Genomic DNA, 14,633 nt, shown 5'->3' on the forward strand with positions numbered 1-14,633 from the left:
CGTTTATAAACTGAACCGATCAACCCCGCCCTGCGGCACGTTGGTCAGGCACGGCGCAAGCTGACAATGGCGCGTAATCCGCCCATCGGGCTCTCGTCTAGTGTGAGACTACCCCCGTTCATGCCCGCAATATCGGCAACGATGGACAGGCCAAGCCCGGTTCCGGGTGCAGTTTCATCGAGCCGGACGCCGCGCTTAACCGCTTCTTCGCGTTCATCCGGAGACAGACCCGGGCCATCATCATCGATATAGATTTCCACCAGTCCGCCCTCGACTTGGGTGGCTTGCAACGAGACTTTCGATCGGCACCACTTACACGCATTGTCTAAAAGATTGCCGATGATCTCTTCGAGGTCTTGCCGCTCCGTGCGCACAAAGATTGATTCTGGAACATCTAGGGTCACCGATTTCCCATCCCGCGCGAACAGCTTGTTCATCACCCGAACCAGGCCTTGAGCGGCTTCAGCAACTTCAGTGCGAACTCCAAGCGCTTCGGCGCGCGCGGCGGCTTGTGCGCGGCGCAGATAGTGATCAACATTCTCGTGCATGGTTTGGGTTTGCCGCTGAACTACTTGATCAAGTTGCGACTCGCCGGTGGCTTCATTTCTGAGCACCGCCAAAGGCGTTTTCAGCGCATGGGCAAGGTTCCCAACATGCGTTCGGGCGCGCGAAACCACCGCGCGATTATGCTCCAGCAATTTATTGAGTTCTTCGCTGAGCGGGGTCACTTCAGCGGGATAATCCCCCGACAAGGCCGCCTGTCGCCCTTCCCTAATCTCAGTGATATCGGATTGGATGCGCTCCAGCGGTCGTAACGCGTAGCGCAATCCCAGCGCCATCGCGAGCAGTGTTCCGCCGGCCAGAGCCAGCATAGCGATCAAGAGAATCGTTCGAAGCCGATCGACCCCTTCCATGGTGAGCGTCCGATCTGAAATCGCCACCAAAAGCACCGGCGTGGCGCGCTCTGGGTAGGTCGTGGCTTGCATGGTGAACCGTGCGGGCTGGTCGGCAGGACCGTCTCCATTTGCGCTTAAGACTTGCCCTGGATTCGCAAGGGCATCTCGGGTGAGTCCGATGGGGAGTGTGATGGTCTCGTCAAACACGCTCCGCGATGTGATATCGCCGACGCGTTCGCCCGTCTCATCCACCGCGACCATCATCCAATATTTCCCAGACAATGGGACCGTGAATCGCGGATCCAGCGGATGGCGGTCTTCAATATCTTCAATACGACCTGTGCCATCTTCTAAGGGGCGAATAGCGCGCACCAGAGTTTGGATCGTTCCGGAATGCTCATCATCTAGAATGTTCACCGCTTCGGCGCGATAGACAGCTGAAATCGCGACCACGCCGCCAATCACAAGCAGCATGCTCCATAGCAGCGCACCGATAAGGAGGCGCCTGGCCAATGACAGACGCTGGAAACGATTTTTGAAAGGTGTGTTCGCGTCCATACAATCCGACTAACGCGGAATCGCCTTAGGTCACAACGCCAGAACGTTCTTCCTCAGGCACAACCAGCCGATATCCAAGCCCGCGTTCGGTTTGAATTCGGCTATTGCCGATTTTCTTGCGAAGCCGACCAATAAACACTTCGATCGTATTCGAATCGCGATCGAAATCCTGATCGTAAATATGCTCAACCAGTTCTGTGCGCGGCACGACCCGTCCTTGATGATGGATCAGATAGCTCAGCACTTTATATTCGTGCGCAGTCAGTTTGATCGGTTCGCCATCGACCGTGGCTCTCGCAGCGCGCGTATCGAGGCGCAGCGCGCCCGCTTCAATCGCGGCAACTGCATGCCCTGAGGCACGGCGCAGCAATGCCCGAAGCCGTGCGAGCACTTCTTCGGTGTAGAAGGGCTTGGTCACGTAATCATCAGCGCCAGCATCAAACCCGGCCACTTTTTCGCTCCAACGATCGCGCGCAGTAAGGATCATGACTGGGAAAGTCTTCCCATCCTCGCGCCAGCGTTCAAGGATCGTCACGCCATCCATTTTTGGCAGGCCCAGATCTAGAATGACCGCGTCATAGGGCTCGGTATCTCCAAGGAAATGACCATCTTCACCATCGGCGGCAAGATCTACGGCATAGCCCGCATGCGTCAGGGCATCGGCCAACTGACGGCGAAGATCCGCTTCGTCTTCAACAACAAGAATTCTCATAGATCTTATCCTAGCTCGTGGACAATATTCGTCCAGTTTTGGCGTCGACAGTTACGCGGATTCGTTCGCCTTTTTCTGTCATCCAATCAATTACATAAACCTGGCCGCTATCTCGATTGTACAAGTTTGCATCAACTTGGTAACCGCCAAACCGGCTTTTCAGGCGACGAAAGATGTCGCGCAGAGGAACAACGTCGCCCTTATCTCGGGCATCCCGCGCTTCGTCGGCTGTAAACGAGTTGCCAAAGCGGTCTTGCGCTTGGGCAGGCAAGGCAGCGGCTGTCAGGGCAGCAAGCGCAATTATGGCAGCGGTCTTTTTCATCACGACCTGCATATGCGCTACATCCTCTGAATGCTTGGTGAATATGAAGACAGGAATTCAGTCATGCTCAGTTTTTCCTCGCCCAATCTCGTAAGCTTGGGTCCTTGGGATCTTCAATCATAACTTCTAGCCGCGCGTAAAGATGGCCCGGCTTTCCAGAGATTTGCACGCCTTTCCCCCGTAGACGCAGGGTCGCACCTGAATTGCTGCCATCTGGAATCTTCAACGCGATCGGCCCCATCGGGGTCTCAACATCGACTTGTCCGCCAAGCAAAGCGGTTTTGAGCGGCACTGGAACGCTCATACGAATATCGCTACCATCGCGGGTCCACAATTTGCTGGAGCGAACGAAAATCTCGAGAATCGCGTCGCCTGGCGGACCACTGCTATTCGATGGCTTGCCTTGGCTTTTCAAGCGGAGCGATTGGCCTGTCTCGATCCCAGCGGGGATGGATATATTCAGCACCCGGCCATCCGCCATAGTCATTTCCCGTTTTGCCCCGGTGACGGCGTCTTCGAATGAAATTTCAACGCGGTAGCGCATATCCGCGCCTTTTCGTGGCCCCGGCCGCCGACGCCCACCACCAAACATGCCTGAGAGGATGTCTTCAAACGGATCGCCCTGAAAACCGCCGCCTCTTGGGAAACCGCTGCCAAAGCCTTGCGATTGACCAAACCCCGTCGGATTGCCGTCAGCATCGATTTCACCGCGATCATATTGTCCGCGCTTGTCTCGATCACTCAAGATCTCATAAGCTGAAGAGGCAGATTTGAAGATCTCAGCCTTCGCCGAATCATTTGGATGCAGGTCTGGATGATTCTCTTTGGCTTTGCGTTTATAGGCGCGGCGAATGTCATCTTCGCTCGCGGTTCGCGAAACACCTAAAATCCCATACAGGTCTCTACTCATGTTTCCCGACGTGTTTTGGCCTATTCTGCTGCACACTTAAGGTGGCGGCAGCGGAATTGAAACCCATTCTCCCAGGCGCTGGTGCAATCCGATTTGCGCGACCCGGACCTTGGTCGCTGAACCAAGCGGGATAAATGCAAATGGCGTATCCTGATCGGTCCGCGAGATCAGAGTGTTGAAATTGTAAACCTCGACCCGAAAGCGGCTGTTTTCAAGATCATCAGGAAGCGCCCAATTGTTGGTATACTCGCTGCTGCGCGCGCTCCACGTGACCTCAACCTCGTCACCGACGGTTTTTGCCGACAAATGCCCAACGCGCCACGGCAATGCGGCCCGGTTTTCGAAGGTGAAGGCTTGCGGATCAGCTTCTCCAATTTTCCAAAGCAGAGAGACTTGCATTTGCTCGTCATCGAGCGGCACTTTCACTAAGCGCTCATCAGCCAGAACGGCTAATGCGCCCGGCTCGACAGCCCGAACTGGCGTGCCGCCTAATCCGCGCAACAGCGTTTGCAATCGCCAAACATCCGGCGCGATCAGTTCCGCTTCCTGCCAGGCGATCAGCTCCCATCCATCGCTGTTTTGTATCAGCAACCGGTTCGCGCCCGAGAGCACCGCACCGAGCTCTGCGGAGGCGAGATCTTGCGCAGAGAGGTCTAGATCGAGCATCCCCCCTCGGTCCCATCGCCCGAGGGGTCCAGATGGCAAGCGGGCTTTCAATCTGCCTATGGCGGCGGGCTGCTCGACGCTCGCAACCGGCACTAAGCTTGTGGTCGTGCTGCCAATTTGAACCGGCAATGCGCCTACCCAAGGCGAACTGCTCGCGGTGATATAGGGACCTGCAGGTTCGTTCGAAGATAATGCCGGCCCGTCAATGATCACCACTTCCGGTATGACGTGTTGCGGGAGGGGGTCTTCCAGTTTCGGCGGGCTGACAGATCGGTTCAAACTTTGTTGCTCATTGGCTTCGCGCAGCTGAAACTGTTTTGCCAGGCCTTGATCTTCAATCCGTTCGATCCGCCATGGTTTGTCATTAAAGCTGATTAGATCCGCGACGTCCAAGGCTGTCCCTGCCCCAGGCGGCAGCGCCAATTGCAGCGTATCGGTGAAGCTCAATCGCCGATACTGCTCATCGGCGATCAAGCGTGCACGCGCCTCGTTCAGCACAAGCGGCACAGATGATTGGACGACGAAACTCTGATCAGCGCCAGGATATCTCTGAGTGACCAGTGCCGGCTGATAGGAAAAATCGCCTGAAATATAAGCCAGCGAGACACCCGAAGGCTGTTTATCCAGCAGAGCAACCGTCTCAACCTGGCTCTCTTCGATAAAGTCATGCGCCGATAAATCGGTTTGGACCAGCGACGGCTCATCCAAAGCAACCAAACCCAACGCATCTTCGCGAACACTAAAATTGTGAGCGACAATGAGCGGTGCAATCGCCGATGCCAGGCTTGTCACGCCGTCAATTGTGTAGCCATCGACCACCCCGTTCACACCGCGTGTGTCGATCTCCACATCCGCGTCATTTGCGAGGTCCTCGAGAACCTCAGACAGTTCCATCAGGCCGGAGCGGCCGTTGAGCCAATGCCCATATTGCCAATTCGGCCCATCGCTCCAAACCTCTTCACGGGCTGGAAAATCAGGCCAAGGGCGGCCGTCCCAGGCCCAGACCAAAACTTGCTCAAGCGCCGGCTTGGACGACCAGTATGGCACCGCAACCGACAGCGCCCGTCTTTGCAGCAGGTCATCTCGCAGGCCATTTGAGTAGACCGGAAACGCGCTCTCGCTGCTCTTTGGGTCATAGAAAACGTTCGGGGCGTTGGTACCTTTGTCGACGGCAGGAAAGCCGATTTCGATCATCCGGATCGGCTTCGAACTCGGTTGCCACGCGGTTGCAGCCATTGCCCGAACGCCGCCAGGTCGAGAAACGTGCTCGTTCTCCCACCAGGATTGCAAATCCTTGGCGCGGAAGACCCAATCCTCATCGTGCGCAGTATCAATGATCGGGGTGCGTTTCTGGGCATCGCGATCAGCTGAGCTCGCATAATACCATTCATATGCTTCCCCGCCTTCAAGGTTCGCTCTGATATAGTCAGGCGAGTCCGCTGAGATCGCGCCCGCAAGCGCATCCACATGGTCTCGGCCATCGCGCCAATCGCCTGCTGGCGGATACCAATCCACGCCGACAAAATCGATCACGTCTTCTGCCCAGAGCTCATCCAGTGGAAACAAGACATCGCCGCTGCCATCCCCTGGCGCATAGGCGCCATATTCCGTCCAATCCGCCGCGTAAGAGACTTTGACGCCCGGCCCAACAATTGCGCGAACAGCGCGGGCAATCTCGATCAATGCTTCAATGAACGGAAACCGCCCCTGCTCATCCCGAACCCGCGTCAACGAAACCATTTCGGATCCAATGAGAAACGCCTCAATCCCGCCAGCGCGCGCGGCTAGGCGAGCATGGTGCAAGATAAAATGGCGAAACCCAAAACCGCCATCCGCGCCGACAAAAGCCTCGATCTCGCGACGCGCCGTGGCGGTTTTGTCTGAACTCACGGCGATACGGCCTCGCCAAGGAAAGGCAGCCTGTTCCGAAGCTCCATAAGGATCGGGACGCGCATTACCTGGCGGAATGTCCATAAACAGAAATGGCGATAAGGTGACGGCAATGCCCTTGGCCTTCAGCGCCTGCACCCCTTCAAGCACCGCGCGATCTGCTGGCGTTCCACCATAATTGGGCGCGCCGTCTGTGCGCGAGATAAGGTAGGCATCATCCCGTTCAATTCCATCCACCGTCCAAGCATAAGGGACAGTGCTGCGATCGGTTTGCTCAATGCCTGGCCGAATTTTGCAAGCGCCTGCCCGTAAATCATCGCCGAACCAGCCCACCGTGAGCGCGGCGTGACGGACATTCGGGAGATCGGTTTTTAATTGTTCCAAGGAAACAGAAAAATCAGAGCGGCCATAGATATTGTTTCGATTGAGCGGTGTTTCGATGCCCGGAAACCGTCGCTCGCTCACGATACTGGTCGCGTAAACAAACTCGCCGCTTGCTGGGATGATGTTTACGCCTTCGACTGCTTGAGCGAGGCTGCCTTCACCGCGATTGCCGCTTCGAACAAGCTCAAAAGAGAGCTGCGGCAATCGGCTGCCAAAGGCATCCAAAGGCAAGTCTTCGAAGACGATATAGGCCGTCCCGCGATAGGCAGGCGCATTGCCAGCACCTTCAATCGCCTCAATCAGCGGATCTGGCATCTGGGTTTCATCGCCCTTGTAGAGGCGCCAATTATATGCGCCCAAATCGAAGAGCTCACCATTCGCCCAAACCCGATCAATTCGTGTGATCGGCGCTTGGCACAGGGCAACCGCGAAACTTACCGAATAGGTGTAATTGACGTATTTGGGACCGCCCTTCCCTGCCGAACGTTCATTCCGTTTTTCTTTGAACCGAGACGCCCAGATCACATGCCCGCCAACGCGCATCCGGCCATACACTTTAGGCAGGCCTGCCCCTTCGCGGCTTTCCATGATTTGTAGGGATTTTAGCCGGGGTCCTTCACGCGGGCTGAGCATGGAAGCATCAAGCGCGCGTCCCGCCAATCCGCCAATCGCTTGTCCAATCGCCGCGCCGGAGAGTGTTTGCCCGAGAACGCTTACTCCATTTGGCAGCAGCGAGGCCCCAACCGTTGCCCCAACTTGCGATAAGATGATTTCGCCCAAGGAATGCTCCCACAAAAAAAGACCGGTCAGCGGACTGACCGGTCTCGAAACTTCGATTGATGTTTTGCGGCTACAAGTTACCGCCGCCCCACAGGACAGAGTATGCTTCACAGTGCACGAGCACGCTGCCATAATCGGCAAGGTTGATCCCGGCTGGCACTTCGTATTCCTGTGTGCCTTTGGTTTTCTTCAGCTCACCAATATTGATCGAACCATCAACCGCGTTCTTTCCGGTCGCATCAGCGATAGATTTTGGCGACAGGAAGATTTTCAAATCAGGTCCGTTTGCCGCGCGAAAATCATCCGCGAATACGATGAAAGTTTTGCCATCACGCTGTTCGACCGACCAAGACCCTTTCAGGCGCTTCGACTTTTTAATGAAGTCACCGGACGTTTCGTAACTCGCTTCTTGTACAACCGCGGCTTCGGCAGTCGCTTGCGCCAGCGCCGGCGCGCCAATGGCTGTTCCAGTCAGTCCGATTGCGACTGCGGCGAGGAGGGTTTTTGCAATATTCATGATTATCTCTCTTTGGGTTTTGTGGTCGTCCACCCGGACACCACCCCATCTAGAAAGCCCCTCGAACAAGTGCCAATCACCCTATTTCACGCGCGCGTGCGCAGACTGTGAGGCGAGCTTGCGGGAAAGCAAATGCGCCCGCAATACGCCGCCGCCACCACGGCACCAGACGGGTTTCGCACACCGCACGACCCCAATAGGCATGAATGATCCGATCCTGACCTGAGACGATAGCGCAATGCTTTGCAGGATGGCCTAGCCCCATTCTGAAGAGATACACATCGCCCGCGATCGCATCTCCAACCGGAATTTCTTCAAGATAGTCACGGGCAGCGTTGAGCAAGGTTTCTTCTTTTAAGGCCTCGGCCCAATCCGGCGTATAGGGCGGCGGCACCTCAGGCTCATCGCCAATCACGTCACGCCACACCCCGCGGATCAAGCCAAGACAATCGGTGCCGACACCTATGCGGCTCGCTTGGTGTCGATACGGCGTTCCGATCCAAGCGCGGGCCGAGGCAATGATGTCATCTCGGATCATCGCTTGCTGCCATCATTCCCGCTGGCAGCAGGCCCCGCAAGCACAAAGTCATTGCCCGGCATATCTGGAAAGCCGCGAAAATTGTCGGTGTTCGCGAAGACATCGCGGCAGGTCTGAAAACTCTGATCACAGGACCGGCCAGCAGGATCCACCTGACATCGTTCATCGCCGAGCTGCGCATCGCATTGTCTCTGTAGGACGCGTCCTATCGGGCGCTCCAAATCAGCTTTGAGCGAGACCAATTCTGCTTCAAATCGGCCACCGGGCGTATATTGGATTTCGCTGAAATATCCGCTCCAAATATGGATCATGCCGAGATCAGGGCGCTGCCAGTCGGCGCGCGCTACCTGGACTTGGCACCCATCCCAGAGGCCGGACTTCAGATCGGAAATGTCAATCGCATCGCTCGATAGGGCGCCCCCCGCAGCTGCTTGCCCCGGCCTTAAGTCGAGGCTTTGCGTAAACCGCCCGCCTTCCATCGAGACGCCAGGTTCAAACTCAAATCCGTCGATACTCAGCGGGCGATCGTGATCAGTGACGCGCAGCTCAAAGCCATCGCGCCGGACGAGAGACCAGCAAAGGCACAAGGTCAGAGCATCGGATTGTAACCGCTCCAATAGATCAGAAGATAACGTCTTCAATTTGCTCTCTAAATAATCTCGATCAAACCCACGCTCGCGACCCGCCCGGCCCCAAACGCCTCAATGACGGCTTGGATCTGGTCGCTTTCAAAGCGAACCGCGCAATCAAACTCAAACCCCGCGCTGATAAGTGCGCCCTCACTCGGTGGTGTATCGAACGTCACAGTTCCGGATGCGGCATCGAGCCTCCAACCAGTATCCACGAGCGCGCCATCTATCCCGATCAGAACCGTTCCCGGCACGGGTTTGTGGATGTCCCGCACATAGGAGCCCGAGTGCTTGCGGAGCTGAAAACGTGTCTGCACACCATCTCCAGAGCCGAGCTCTTGATCAGAATGGTGCCTATTCGCCCCCGGCAACGCGCTGGAAAAATCGAGCGGATCGCGAAACCGAAATCCGAAAAGGCGGCCAGAGCGCGCTTCGAAGAAATCAATCAGGGTCTGTAGCCGCGCCAAATTTGTGATCGCACCGCCAATATCCCAGCGCCGTCTGGACCGTGACCAATTGGCGTTGCGCACTTCACGGCCACTGGCAAGCGTTAAGACCTCAGTCCGTCGCTCCGGACCGCCGATAGCGCCGAGTGCGAGTTGCATCGGAAATTGGACATCATGAAATCCGTTCATGCGTAACGGGCTCCGCGCGCGGCTGCGGCAGCGACCAGCGTCGCAATCGACCCGATCGACCCCACACCTGATCCTGACCCGCTTTGATCATTCACTGACATGTTCAAGTTAAATGTCTGCCCGACTTGGTCCAAGCCGGATCTCGCGATCAAGGCTTCAACGAGCACTTGCGCTAAGTCTGCCAAAATGCTGCGCGTCATGCGCTGAAAATCAAACTCTCCCGATTGCGCCGCTTGTTTGAGAACTTGCTCGATATTTTGACCCGCGCGCGAGAACGCTTCCTCGAGCGCGGTCGCAGCTGCCGCTCCAGGGCCGTCGACGAACTGAGCCAAGCTTTCACTCGCGCGGTCTAAGCCTGCTTCGAATTCATCCATCAGGAAACTCCTTCATCAGGTCCATCAGTTGATCTGGTTTCAAGCTGTCGCTTTGGGTCTCTAGAAGCCAACGCCATTCTTTGTAGGACAGCGACCAAAATTCAGATGGCGCAATACCGAGCGAGATCATCGCGCGCCACATGTCAGCCCAAGGCAGCATGGAAGGCGTCTCCGATCGCACGCGCCGCGGCGCCTGGCGAAACGTGGCTCAGCTCTATCCCGGCTTCGCGATCAACCAGCAAAATTTCCAGAACGCGGCGCATTCCGTGCGCGGAGAGATTGGACAATTTACTCTGCAAATCAGCCAGTGACTCACACGCAAACTCTGCTTCTAATTCTGCAAGCCCGCCGAGCGTGAGGCAAAGCGCATGCGGATTGCCGTCGATTTGGATCTCAACCTCGCCCCTCGCTCTATTCATGAGAGGGCCTGGAACTTGAGGGCCCCAGCGCTTTCCAAATCAATTGAGAATCCGGCTTCCCCATCATAGGCACCGTTCCACTTGATCTCGCGGATTTGAAATGGCCCCGTCACCGCGCCCATTCCCGGCACGATCAGTTGCCACCGAACAATATCATCGGCAAAGAAAATATCGCGCATTCGGTCATCGCTGCTCGCGTCCTTGAAGACACCTCGACCGCGCACCCGTGCCGTTTTCACACCGGCGCCTGCGACCAGTTCCCGCCAGCCTTCCGGACTATCCGCAGCGGTCCCATCAACCCTCGCCGTGTTCAGATCAAACTCCGTGCTCCTGATCCCCGCAAGCGTTTCGAACGCCTCAGGGATGTTGCCATCAGAAACTTTAATCAGGACGTCACGCCCCCGTTGGCCAGCCATGACTAAATCTCCTCTGTGTGAATACGGACCCGCAAAACGCCGCGAAACACTTGTTGGTTTTGCGTGCGCATCACGTCGCAATAAGTTGGGATGATGAGAATAATGCGCTGCTGGGTGAGCACAGGAACCACGCGTTCTAGCGTGTCCCGCAAGCTTCCCAATAGAGCTTTAGCCTCACGCAATCCGCCGTATCGAGAGAAAGTGGCGAATTGCAGATTGTGCTCGAAACTCGAGACCAAAGATGAACTCGTATCGGTGGTCTCCGAACGCTCTAATACCGCATACGGATAATGAGGTTGCTGGCTCTCATCATCAAACAAGCGCACGGGATCGCCGAGCGCAGACTTCAGTGCATCATCTTCCCGAAGCGCGTTGAGGAGCGCCTCAATCAAATTCGTTGCACTGTCGGCAAAAAATCCGTCCGCGCTCATAGCCGAACCTGTCGGCGGGCGTCTAATATCGATTGAACCTCGGGCGGAATAGCATTTGTCTGGGCCGCATTTGATCCTGCTTGGCGCCCACGATATGCCGCGAGGGTGAGCCTCAGCACCGCCTCTTGGAGGTCATCAGGAACATCACTCGCAGCGCCAAATCCCGCTTCAAAGTTCAGCCTAACCCGATCACCGGAATGCAAACGCGCGAGCATGCTCCAGGGTTTTAGACACAGCCTTCCACAACTGATGTGGAACCGCTCGGTGATGTCCGTTTCGACGTCTTGGGCGCTTAGAAAGGTCACCGCGCTCAAGCCAATGATTGGCGAGACGGGAAGGCGAATACCTCGCCCCGCGATCTCGCTGGGCCACTGGTGCCAGATCAATTGCATAGTCTGACGAACTAGCGCTAGACCTGCAATTTGTTCCAATCGCGCTTCAGCGGCTTGGACGAGCCCTTCGATCAGCTCATCTTCGCCCGGATGTCCGATGCGAAGATAATCTTTTGCGGCTGCGAGAGACACAGCGGGTTCGCCCGGCGGCACGATCACCGTCAGTTTGCTCATAGCGTCACTTTCATCATGGAAGGCTGCGTTTGCTGGAGTTGGTTAGAAGACCATCACTTTAATCGCGTCGAAATTTTGCACCCCGCCGCCGACGCGTTTGGTCGTGTAGAACAGCACATAGGGTTTGAGAGAGAACGGATCACGCAAGACCCGCGCACCCTGACGGTCGGTGATCAAATAACCGCGCCGGAAATCGCCAAAGGCAATTGCTGCGACGCCGCTTCCAATGTCGGGCATATTCTCAATTTCGGTGACCGGATAACCGAGCACCGTCGATGCGCCACCATTCAGAGAGGGTGACCAAATATAGCGATCATCGCCGTCTTTCAGCTTCCGAACCGAAGCCGCTGTCCGCCGGTTCATCACAAACCGCCCATTCACGCGGAATTGAGATTTCGGCGCATGAACCAAGTCGATCAACTGATCGCCAGCCGTCGGTTGCGTGAAGTTCCCTGAGACACTGCCAATCTTACCCCAGGCGTGATTTGACTCTTCAACAATTGGGTAATCGAGCAGACCCCTCGGTTTGTTCGTGCCGTCGCCTGAAATAAAGGCGATGCTCTCTTGAATGCTAAACGCAGATTCCACTTCTTCTGCGAGCCATTCATCGATGTCAGCCAGCGAGTCTTCCAATAGAGCTTGGGTCGCCGCTGGCATCGCGTAAAGTTCACCGGCAGGGAATTCGAGCAGTGAGAAGGCTTCGGTTGAGGTCTCAACCCGGTTCTCCGTCTCGCCTGCCCATTCCGCGCCAAGTCCAAGCGCGATGGGTTTGCGATACGTGCCCGATGAGGTTTGTCGCACCGTTGCGATCTGGCGCATGGGCGAGGCCTGCATCAGGCGCGATTCAATCATCCGGTCGAGTTCAGGCGGCGCCAAATATCCGCCCTGCGCATCGCTCCCAGCCGCATAAGATTTCATATCGAGCCGCGCGATCCCGCTTTCATCGCCACTGCGCAAATATCGAGACCAGGCCGACTGCTGCTCCTTGGAAATCACCTGCGCATCGCCTTCAGGCGGACGAGCTGATTTCAGGCTGAGATAATCAAGCCGTTTGTCGAGCTTGCGCAGTTTCTCATCGAGCAATGAGTCGGGCGAACTCTTTTTTTCGATCTCGGCCAAACGCTGGTCATTGGCTTGTTTGTAAGCCTCGAACGTTGCCATCACCTCGGCTGCGAGCGCCTTCGCGCTTGCATTCACCGCTTTCACTTCTTTGCTCATTTTCTCTCCTATTGAACCGAGCCAGACACCACTTCGAACCGGGCAGCTTGCAACATCGGCTCAGCCACCAAAGACATTTCCACCAATTCGATTTTGGACAGCAGACGACCACCGCCAGGCCGAAGCGTCCAAACGCGCGGCCGAAACCCAATCGACAAACCATCCAACCCGCGATCTACGAGAAGGGCCGCCGATTTTGCATTGATCAGTCCACGGACGAACAGTCCGCGACCGTCTTCAACGATGCGCACCCACTTGCCGATTTGCGCGCCCGATCTGTGTTGCAAAAGCATCGGCACAGGCGCTTGCGACCGAATGCCGGTAAATGCCCCTGCCCGCACAATATCGCCAGATAAGTCCTCGACGCCGAACAGCGAGGCATAACCTTCGATTAGCCGCTCAGAGGGGTCGGCGCGAAACTGATCTACCGCCAGCGCGCTCATAACCTCTCAACCTTGGTTTCTATCCGGTCGAGTTGCGCCTGCATGGCTTCCAATTGCGCTTCAACTCGCGCTAATCGTTCGCGCACCGGTTCGGTTTGCTCGGATTGGCGTTCTAAAACATCGATCCGTTCGATCGTGGCGCCTGCCCACAATAAACCACCGGCTGATTCCGCGATGATGGCGAGGAGTAGCGCGAGGCTGACTTTCTTATCCACGCTCATATGATCCCTAAGATCTCGCGCTTTTCATCCGCGCTGAGAAAGTCCGCCGCGGATATACGCGCCCAAAGCGCTTCCCGATCGGCTGCAAATGCTGGCGCTCGCTCCAGGTCGGGGGTCACTTCGACATCGTCAAACCGCCCGCGCAACCAAACCGTGAGCGCGCTCGCCGTTTTCTGAACCAATGGCAGAATCGTCAGTCGCCAAAAGGCGATATGCGCTTCTTTATAGGTCGAATACGTATTGTCGCCGGGGATCCCGAGCAACATCGGCGGCACCCCAAATGCGAGCGCAATTTCGCGCGCGGCCGCATGGCGCGTCTCAGTGAAATCCATCTCCACCGGCGACAGGCTCATCGGTTGCCAATCGAGCCCACCTTCCAATAAGAGCGGTCGCCCGGCATTGACCGCGCCTGCATGCTCATTGGTCAGTTGATCCTTTAACCGGTCGAACTGGGCGTCGGTGAGCCGGGCGCCGTCCTTGCCATACATCAAGGCCCCGGAAGGGCGCGCGGCATTGTCAATCAGCGCTTTCGCCCACCCCGCAGCGCCATTGTGCACATCCAAGGATTTGCGCGCCGCCGACAAAGGCGAGAGCCCGTAAGTGCTGTCGCCTGGATGATAGAGCTTCAAATGCAGCACCGGCGACCACCCATCCGCTTCGCGCGCGATGACCCGTTCACCCCGTTTCAGTTTTACGCCATAGCCGGTGATTTGCCCGGCTTTGTCTTTGCGCACGCGAACCGTGTCGGGGCGCAGCCCAAACAGGCCGCGGGGAACCTCCTGATCCGGCAGGGTCACTGCCTCTAGCCAGGCATTCCCCGTGACTTGAATATCCGTATAGAGCCGCTCGAACAGGGTTTGGCCTGCTTCGTCGGCAGAGGGCTCCAAAATCATCGCTTGAACGCGTTCATCGCTGGCGTTGAAGGCGATTGTCGCAGCCGCTTCTGCGATCATGCGGACACAGCGATACACCACGGCATTGCCTGAATATCCATCTCTGACGAGCGTTGTAGGATCGGTCTTTCCCCATGCCGCGAGCGGCAAATGTGACAGGGCGACCAATGGGGGTGAGCTTTTTACACTCGGGTTTGACCAAGGCAGCTTCATTG

Annotated in this window: 19 protein-coding genes; all 19 read right to left on the minus strand. The window is 56.7% G+C overall.

Features of this window, described 5'->3' with window-relative positions:
• Positions 1-44 precede the first annotated feature (44 nt).
• Positions 45-1,370, minus strand: coding sequence for an ATP-binding protein (locus MY069_RS04175; RefSeq protein WP_482795817.1), 1,326 nt, complete (start codon positions 1,368-1,370; stop codon positions 45-47).
• A gap of 109 nt (positions 1,371-1,479) precedes the next feature.
• Positions 1,480-2,166: a response regulator transcription factor gene (locus MY069_RS04180; protein ID WP_482795818.1), complete on the minus strand. Its 687-nt coding sequence runs from the start codon at positions 2,164-2,166 to the stop codon at positions 1,480-1,482.
• Positions 2,167-2,176: 10 nt separating this feature from the next.
• A complete protein-coding gene (locus MY069_RS04185; protein WP_482795819.1) occupies positions 2,177-2,488 on the minus strand; it encodes a PepSY domain-containing protein in 312 nt (103 codons plus the stop codon).
• 67 nt (positions 2,489-2,555) lie between these two features.
• The gene (locus tag MY069_RS04190) at positions 2,556-3,398 is read right to left on the minus strand and encodes a DnaJ C-terminal domain-containing protein (RefSeq protein WP_482795820.1); all 843 of its coding nucleotides are present in this window, start codon (positions 3,396-3,398) and stop codon (positions 2,556-2,558) included.
• A gap of 36 nt (positions 3,399-3,434) precedes the next feature.
• Positions 3,435-7,118, minus strand: coding sequence for a baseplate multidomain protein megatron (locus tag MY069_RS04195; RefSeq protein ID WP_482795821.1), 3,684 nt, complete (start codon positions 7,116-7,118; stop codon positions 3,435-3,437).
• A gap of 70 nt (positions 7,119-7,188) precedes the next feature.
• Positions 7,189-7,635 (minus strand): DM13 domain-containing protein, encoded by a 447-nt coding sequence (locus tag MY069_RS04200; protein ID WP_482795822.1) that lies wholly within the window; start codon positions 7,633-7,635, stop codon positions 7,189-7,191.
• A gap of 76 nt (positions 7,636-7,711) precedes the next feature.
• Positions 7,712-8,173, minus strand: a complete 462-nt coding sequence (locus MY069_RS04205) for an NlpC/P60 family protein (RefSeq protein WP_482795823.1) — start codon at positions 8,171-8,173, stop codon at positions 7,712-7,714.
• The gene (locus MY069_RS04210) at positions 8,170-8,814 is read right to left on the minus strand and encodes a DUF2163 domain-containing protein (protein ID WP_482795824.1); all 645 of its coding nucleotides are present in this window, start codon (positions 8,812-8,814) and stop codon (positions 8,170-8,172) included. Before MY069_RS04210 ends, MY069_RS04205 begins: the two co-directional genes overlap by 4 nt.
• An 8-nt stretch (positions 8,815-8,822) precedes the next feature.
• Positions 8,823-9,437, minus strand: coding sequence for a phage distal tail protein, Rcc01695 family (locus MY069_RS04215; protein ID WP_482795825.1), 615 nt, complete (start codon positions 9,435-9,437; stop codon positions 8,823-8,825).
• Entirely contained in the window at positions 9,434-9,811 is a 378-nt protein-coding gene (locus MY069_RS04220; RefSeq protein WP_482795826.1) for a phage tail tape measure C-terminal domain-containing protein, read from the minus strand. Before MY069_RS04220 ends, MY069_RS04215 begins: the two co-directional genes overlap by 4 nt.
• Positions 9,804-9,971 carry a phage tail assembly chaperone gene (locus MY069_RS04225; protein ID WP_482795827.1) on the minus strand — a complete coding sequence of 56 codons (168 nt, stop codon included), beginning with the start codon at positions 9,969-9,971 and terminating at the stop codon, positions 9,804-9,806. Before MY069_RS04225 ends, MY069_RS04220 begins: the two co-directional genes overlap by 8 nt.
• Positions 9,955-10,230 carry a GTA-gp10 family protein gene (locus MY069_RS04230; protein ID WP_482795828.1) on the minus strand — a complete coding sequence of 92 codons (276 nt, stop codon included), beginning with the start codon at positions 10,228-10,230 and terminating at the stop codon, positions 9,955-9,957. The genes MY069_RS04225 and MY069_RS04230 overlap by 17 nt, the downstream gene beginning before the upstream one ends.
• Positions 10,227-10,646 (minus strand): phage major tail protein, TP901-1 family, encoded by a 420-nt coding sequence (locus tag MY069_RS04235; RefSeq protein WP_482795829.1) that lies wholly within the window; start codon positions 10,644-10,646, stop codon positions 10,227-10,229. Before MY069_RS04235 ends, MY069_RS04230 begins: the two co-directional genes overlap by 4 nt.
• 2 nt (positions 10,647-10,648) lie before the next feature.
• Positions 10,649-11,077, minus strand: a complete 429-nt coding sequence (locus tag MY069_RS04240) for a DUF3168 domain-containing protein (protein ID WP_482795830.1) — start codon at positions 11,075-11,077, stop codon at positions 10,649-10,651.
• Positions 11,074-11,643, minus strand: coding sequence for a head-tail connector protein (locus MY069_RS04245; protein WP_482795831.1), 570 nt, complete (start codon positions 11,641-11,643; stop codon positions 11,074-11,076). Before MY069_RS04245 ends, MY069_RS04240 begins: the two co-directional genes overlap by 4 nt.
• A gap of 42 nt (positions 11,644-11,685) precedes the next feature.
• Entirely contained in the window at positions 11,686-12,861 is a 1,176-nt protein-coding gene (locus MY069_RS04250) for a phage major capsid protein (RefSeq protein ID WP_482795832.1), read from the minus strand.
• Positions 12,862-12,869: 8 nt separating this feature from the next.
• Positions 12,870-13,304 (minus strand): HK97 family phage prohead protease, encoded by a 435-nt coding sequence (locus MY069_RS04255; RefSeq protein WP_482795833.1) that lies wholly within the window; start codon positions 13,302-13,304, stop codon positions 12,870-12,872.
• The gene (locus MY069_RS04260) at positions 13,301-13,525 is read right to left on the minus strand and encodes a hypothetical protein (RefSeq protein WP_482795834.1); all 225 of its coding nucleotides are present in this window, start codon (positions 13,523-13,525) and stop codon (positions 13,301-13,303) included. Before MY069_RS04260 ends, MY069_RS04255 begins: the two co-directional genes overlap by 4 nt.
• Positions 13,522-14,631 (minus strand): phage portal protein, encoded by a 1,110-nt coding sequence (locus tag MY069_RS04265; protein ID WP_482795835.1) that lies wholly within the window; start codon positions 14,629-14,631, stop codon positions 13,522-13,524. Before MY069_RS04265 ends, MY069_RS04260 begins: the two co-directional genes overlap by 4 nt.
• Between the last annotated feature and the right edge of the window lie 2 nt (positions 14,632-14,633).

It is taken from the genome of Hyphomonas sp. ske169, from assembly GCF_056850855.1.

Excerpts from the sequence above, each read along its gene's own strand:
- MY069_RS04175 (WP_482795817.1), bottom strand. The coding sequence starts at position 1,370 with ATGCTGCTTGTGATTGGCGGCGTGGTCGCGATTTCAGCTGTCTATCGC.
- MY069_RS04180 (WP_482795818.1), bottom strand. The coding sequence starts at position 2,166 with ATGAGAATTCTTGTTGTTGAAGACGAAGCGGATCTTCGCCGTCAGTTG.
- MY069_RS04185 (WP_482795819.1), bottom strand. The coding sequence starts at position 2,488 with ATGAAAAAGACCGCTGCCATAATTGCGCTTGCTGCCCTGACAGCCGCT.
- MY069_RS04190 (WP_482795820.1), bottom strand. The coding sequence starts at position 3,398 with ATGAGTAGAGACCTGTATGGGATTTTAGGTGTTTCGCGAACCGCGAGC.
- MY069_RS04200 (WP_482795822.1), bottom strand. The coding sequence starts at position 7,635 with ATGAATATTGCAAAAACCCTCCTCGCCGCAGTCGCAATCGGACTGACT.
- MY069_RS04205 (WP_482795823.1), bottom strand. The coding sequence starts at position 8,173 with ATGATCCGAGATGACATCATTGCCTCGGCCCGCGCTTGGATCGGAACG.
- MY069_RS04215 (WP_482795825.1), bottom strand. The coding sequence starts at position 9,437 with ATGAACGGATTTCATGATGTCCAATTTCCGATGCAACTCGCACTCGGC.
- MY069_RS04220 (WP_482795826.1), bottom strand. The coding sequence starts at position 9,811 with ATGGATGAATTCGAAGCAGGCTTAGACCGCGCGAGTGAAAGCTTGGCT.
- MY069_RS04225 (WP_482795827.1), bottom strand. The coding sequence starts at position 9,971 with ATGCTGCCTTGGGCTGACATGTGGCGCGCGATGATCTCGCTCGGTATT.
- MY069_RS04230 (WP_482795828.1), bottom strand. The coding sequence starts at position 10,230 with ATGAATAGAGCGAGGGGCGAGGTTGAGATCCAAATCGACGGCAATCCG.
- MY069_RS04235 (WP_482795829.1), bottom strand. The coding sequence starts at position 10,646 with ATGGCTGGCCAACGGGGGCGTGACGTCCTGATTAAAGTTTCTGATGGC.
- MY069_RS04240 (WP_482795830.1), bottom strand. The coding sequence starts at position 11,077 with ATGAGCGCGGACGGATTTTTTGCCGACAGTGCAACGAATTTGATTGAG.
- MY069_RS04245 (WP_482795831.1), bottom strand. The coding sequence starts at position 11,643 with ATGAGCAAACTGACGGTGATCGTGCCGCCGGGCGAACCCGCTGTGTCT.
- MY069_RS04250 (WP_482795832.1), bottom strand. The coding sequence starts at position 12,861 with ATGAGCAAAGAAGTGAAAGCGGTGAATGCAAGCGCGAAGGCGCTCGCA.
- MY069_RS04255 (WP_482795833.1), bottom strand. The coding sequence starts at position 13,304 with ATGAGCGCGCTGGCGGTAGATCAGTTTCGCGCCGACCCCTCTGAGCGG.
- MY069_RS04260 (WP_482795834.1), bottom strand. The coding sequence starts at position 13,525 with ATGAGCGTGGATAAGAAAGTCAGCCTCGCGCTACTCCTCGCCATCATC.
- MY069_RS04265 (WP_482795835.1), bottom strand. The coding sequence starts at position 14,631 with ATGAAGCTGCCTTGGTCAAACCCGAGTGTAAAAAGCTCACCCCCATTG.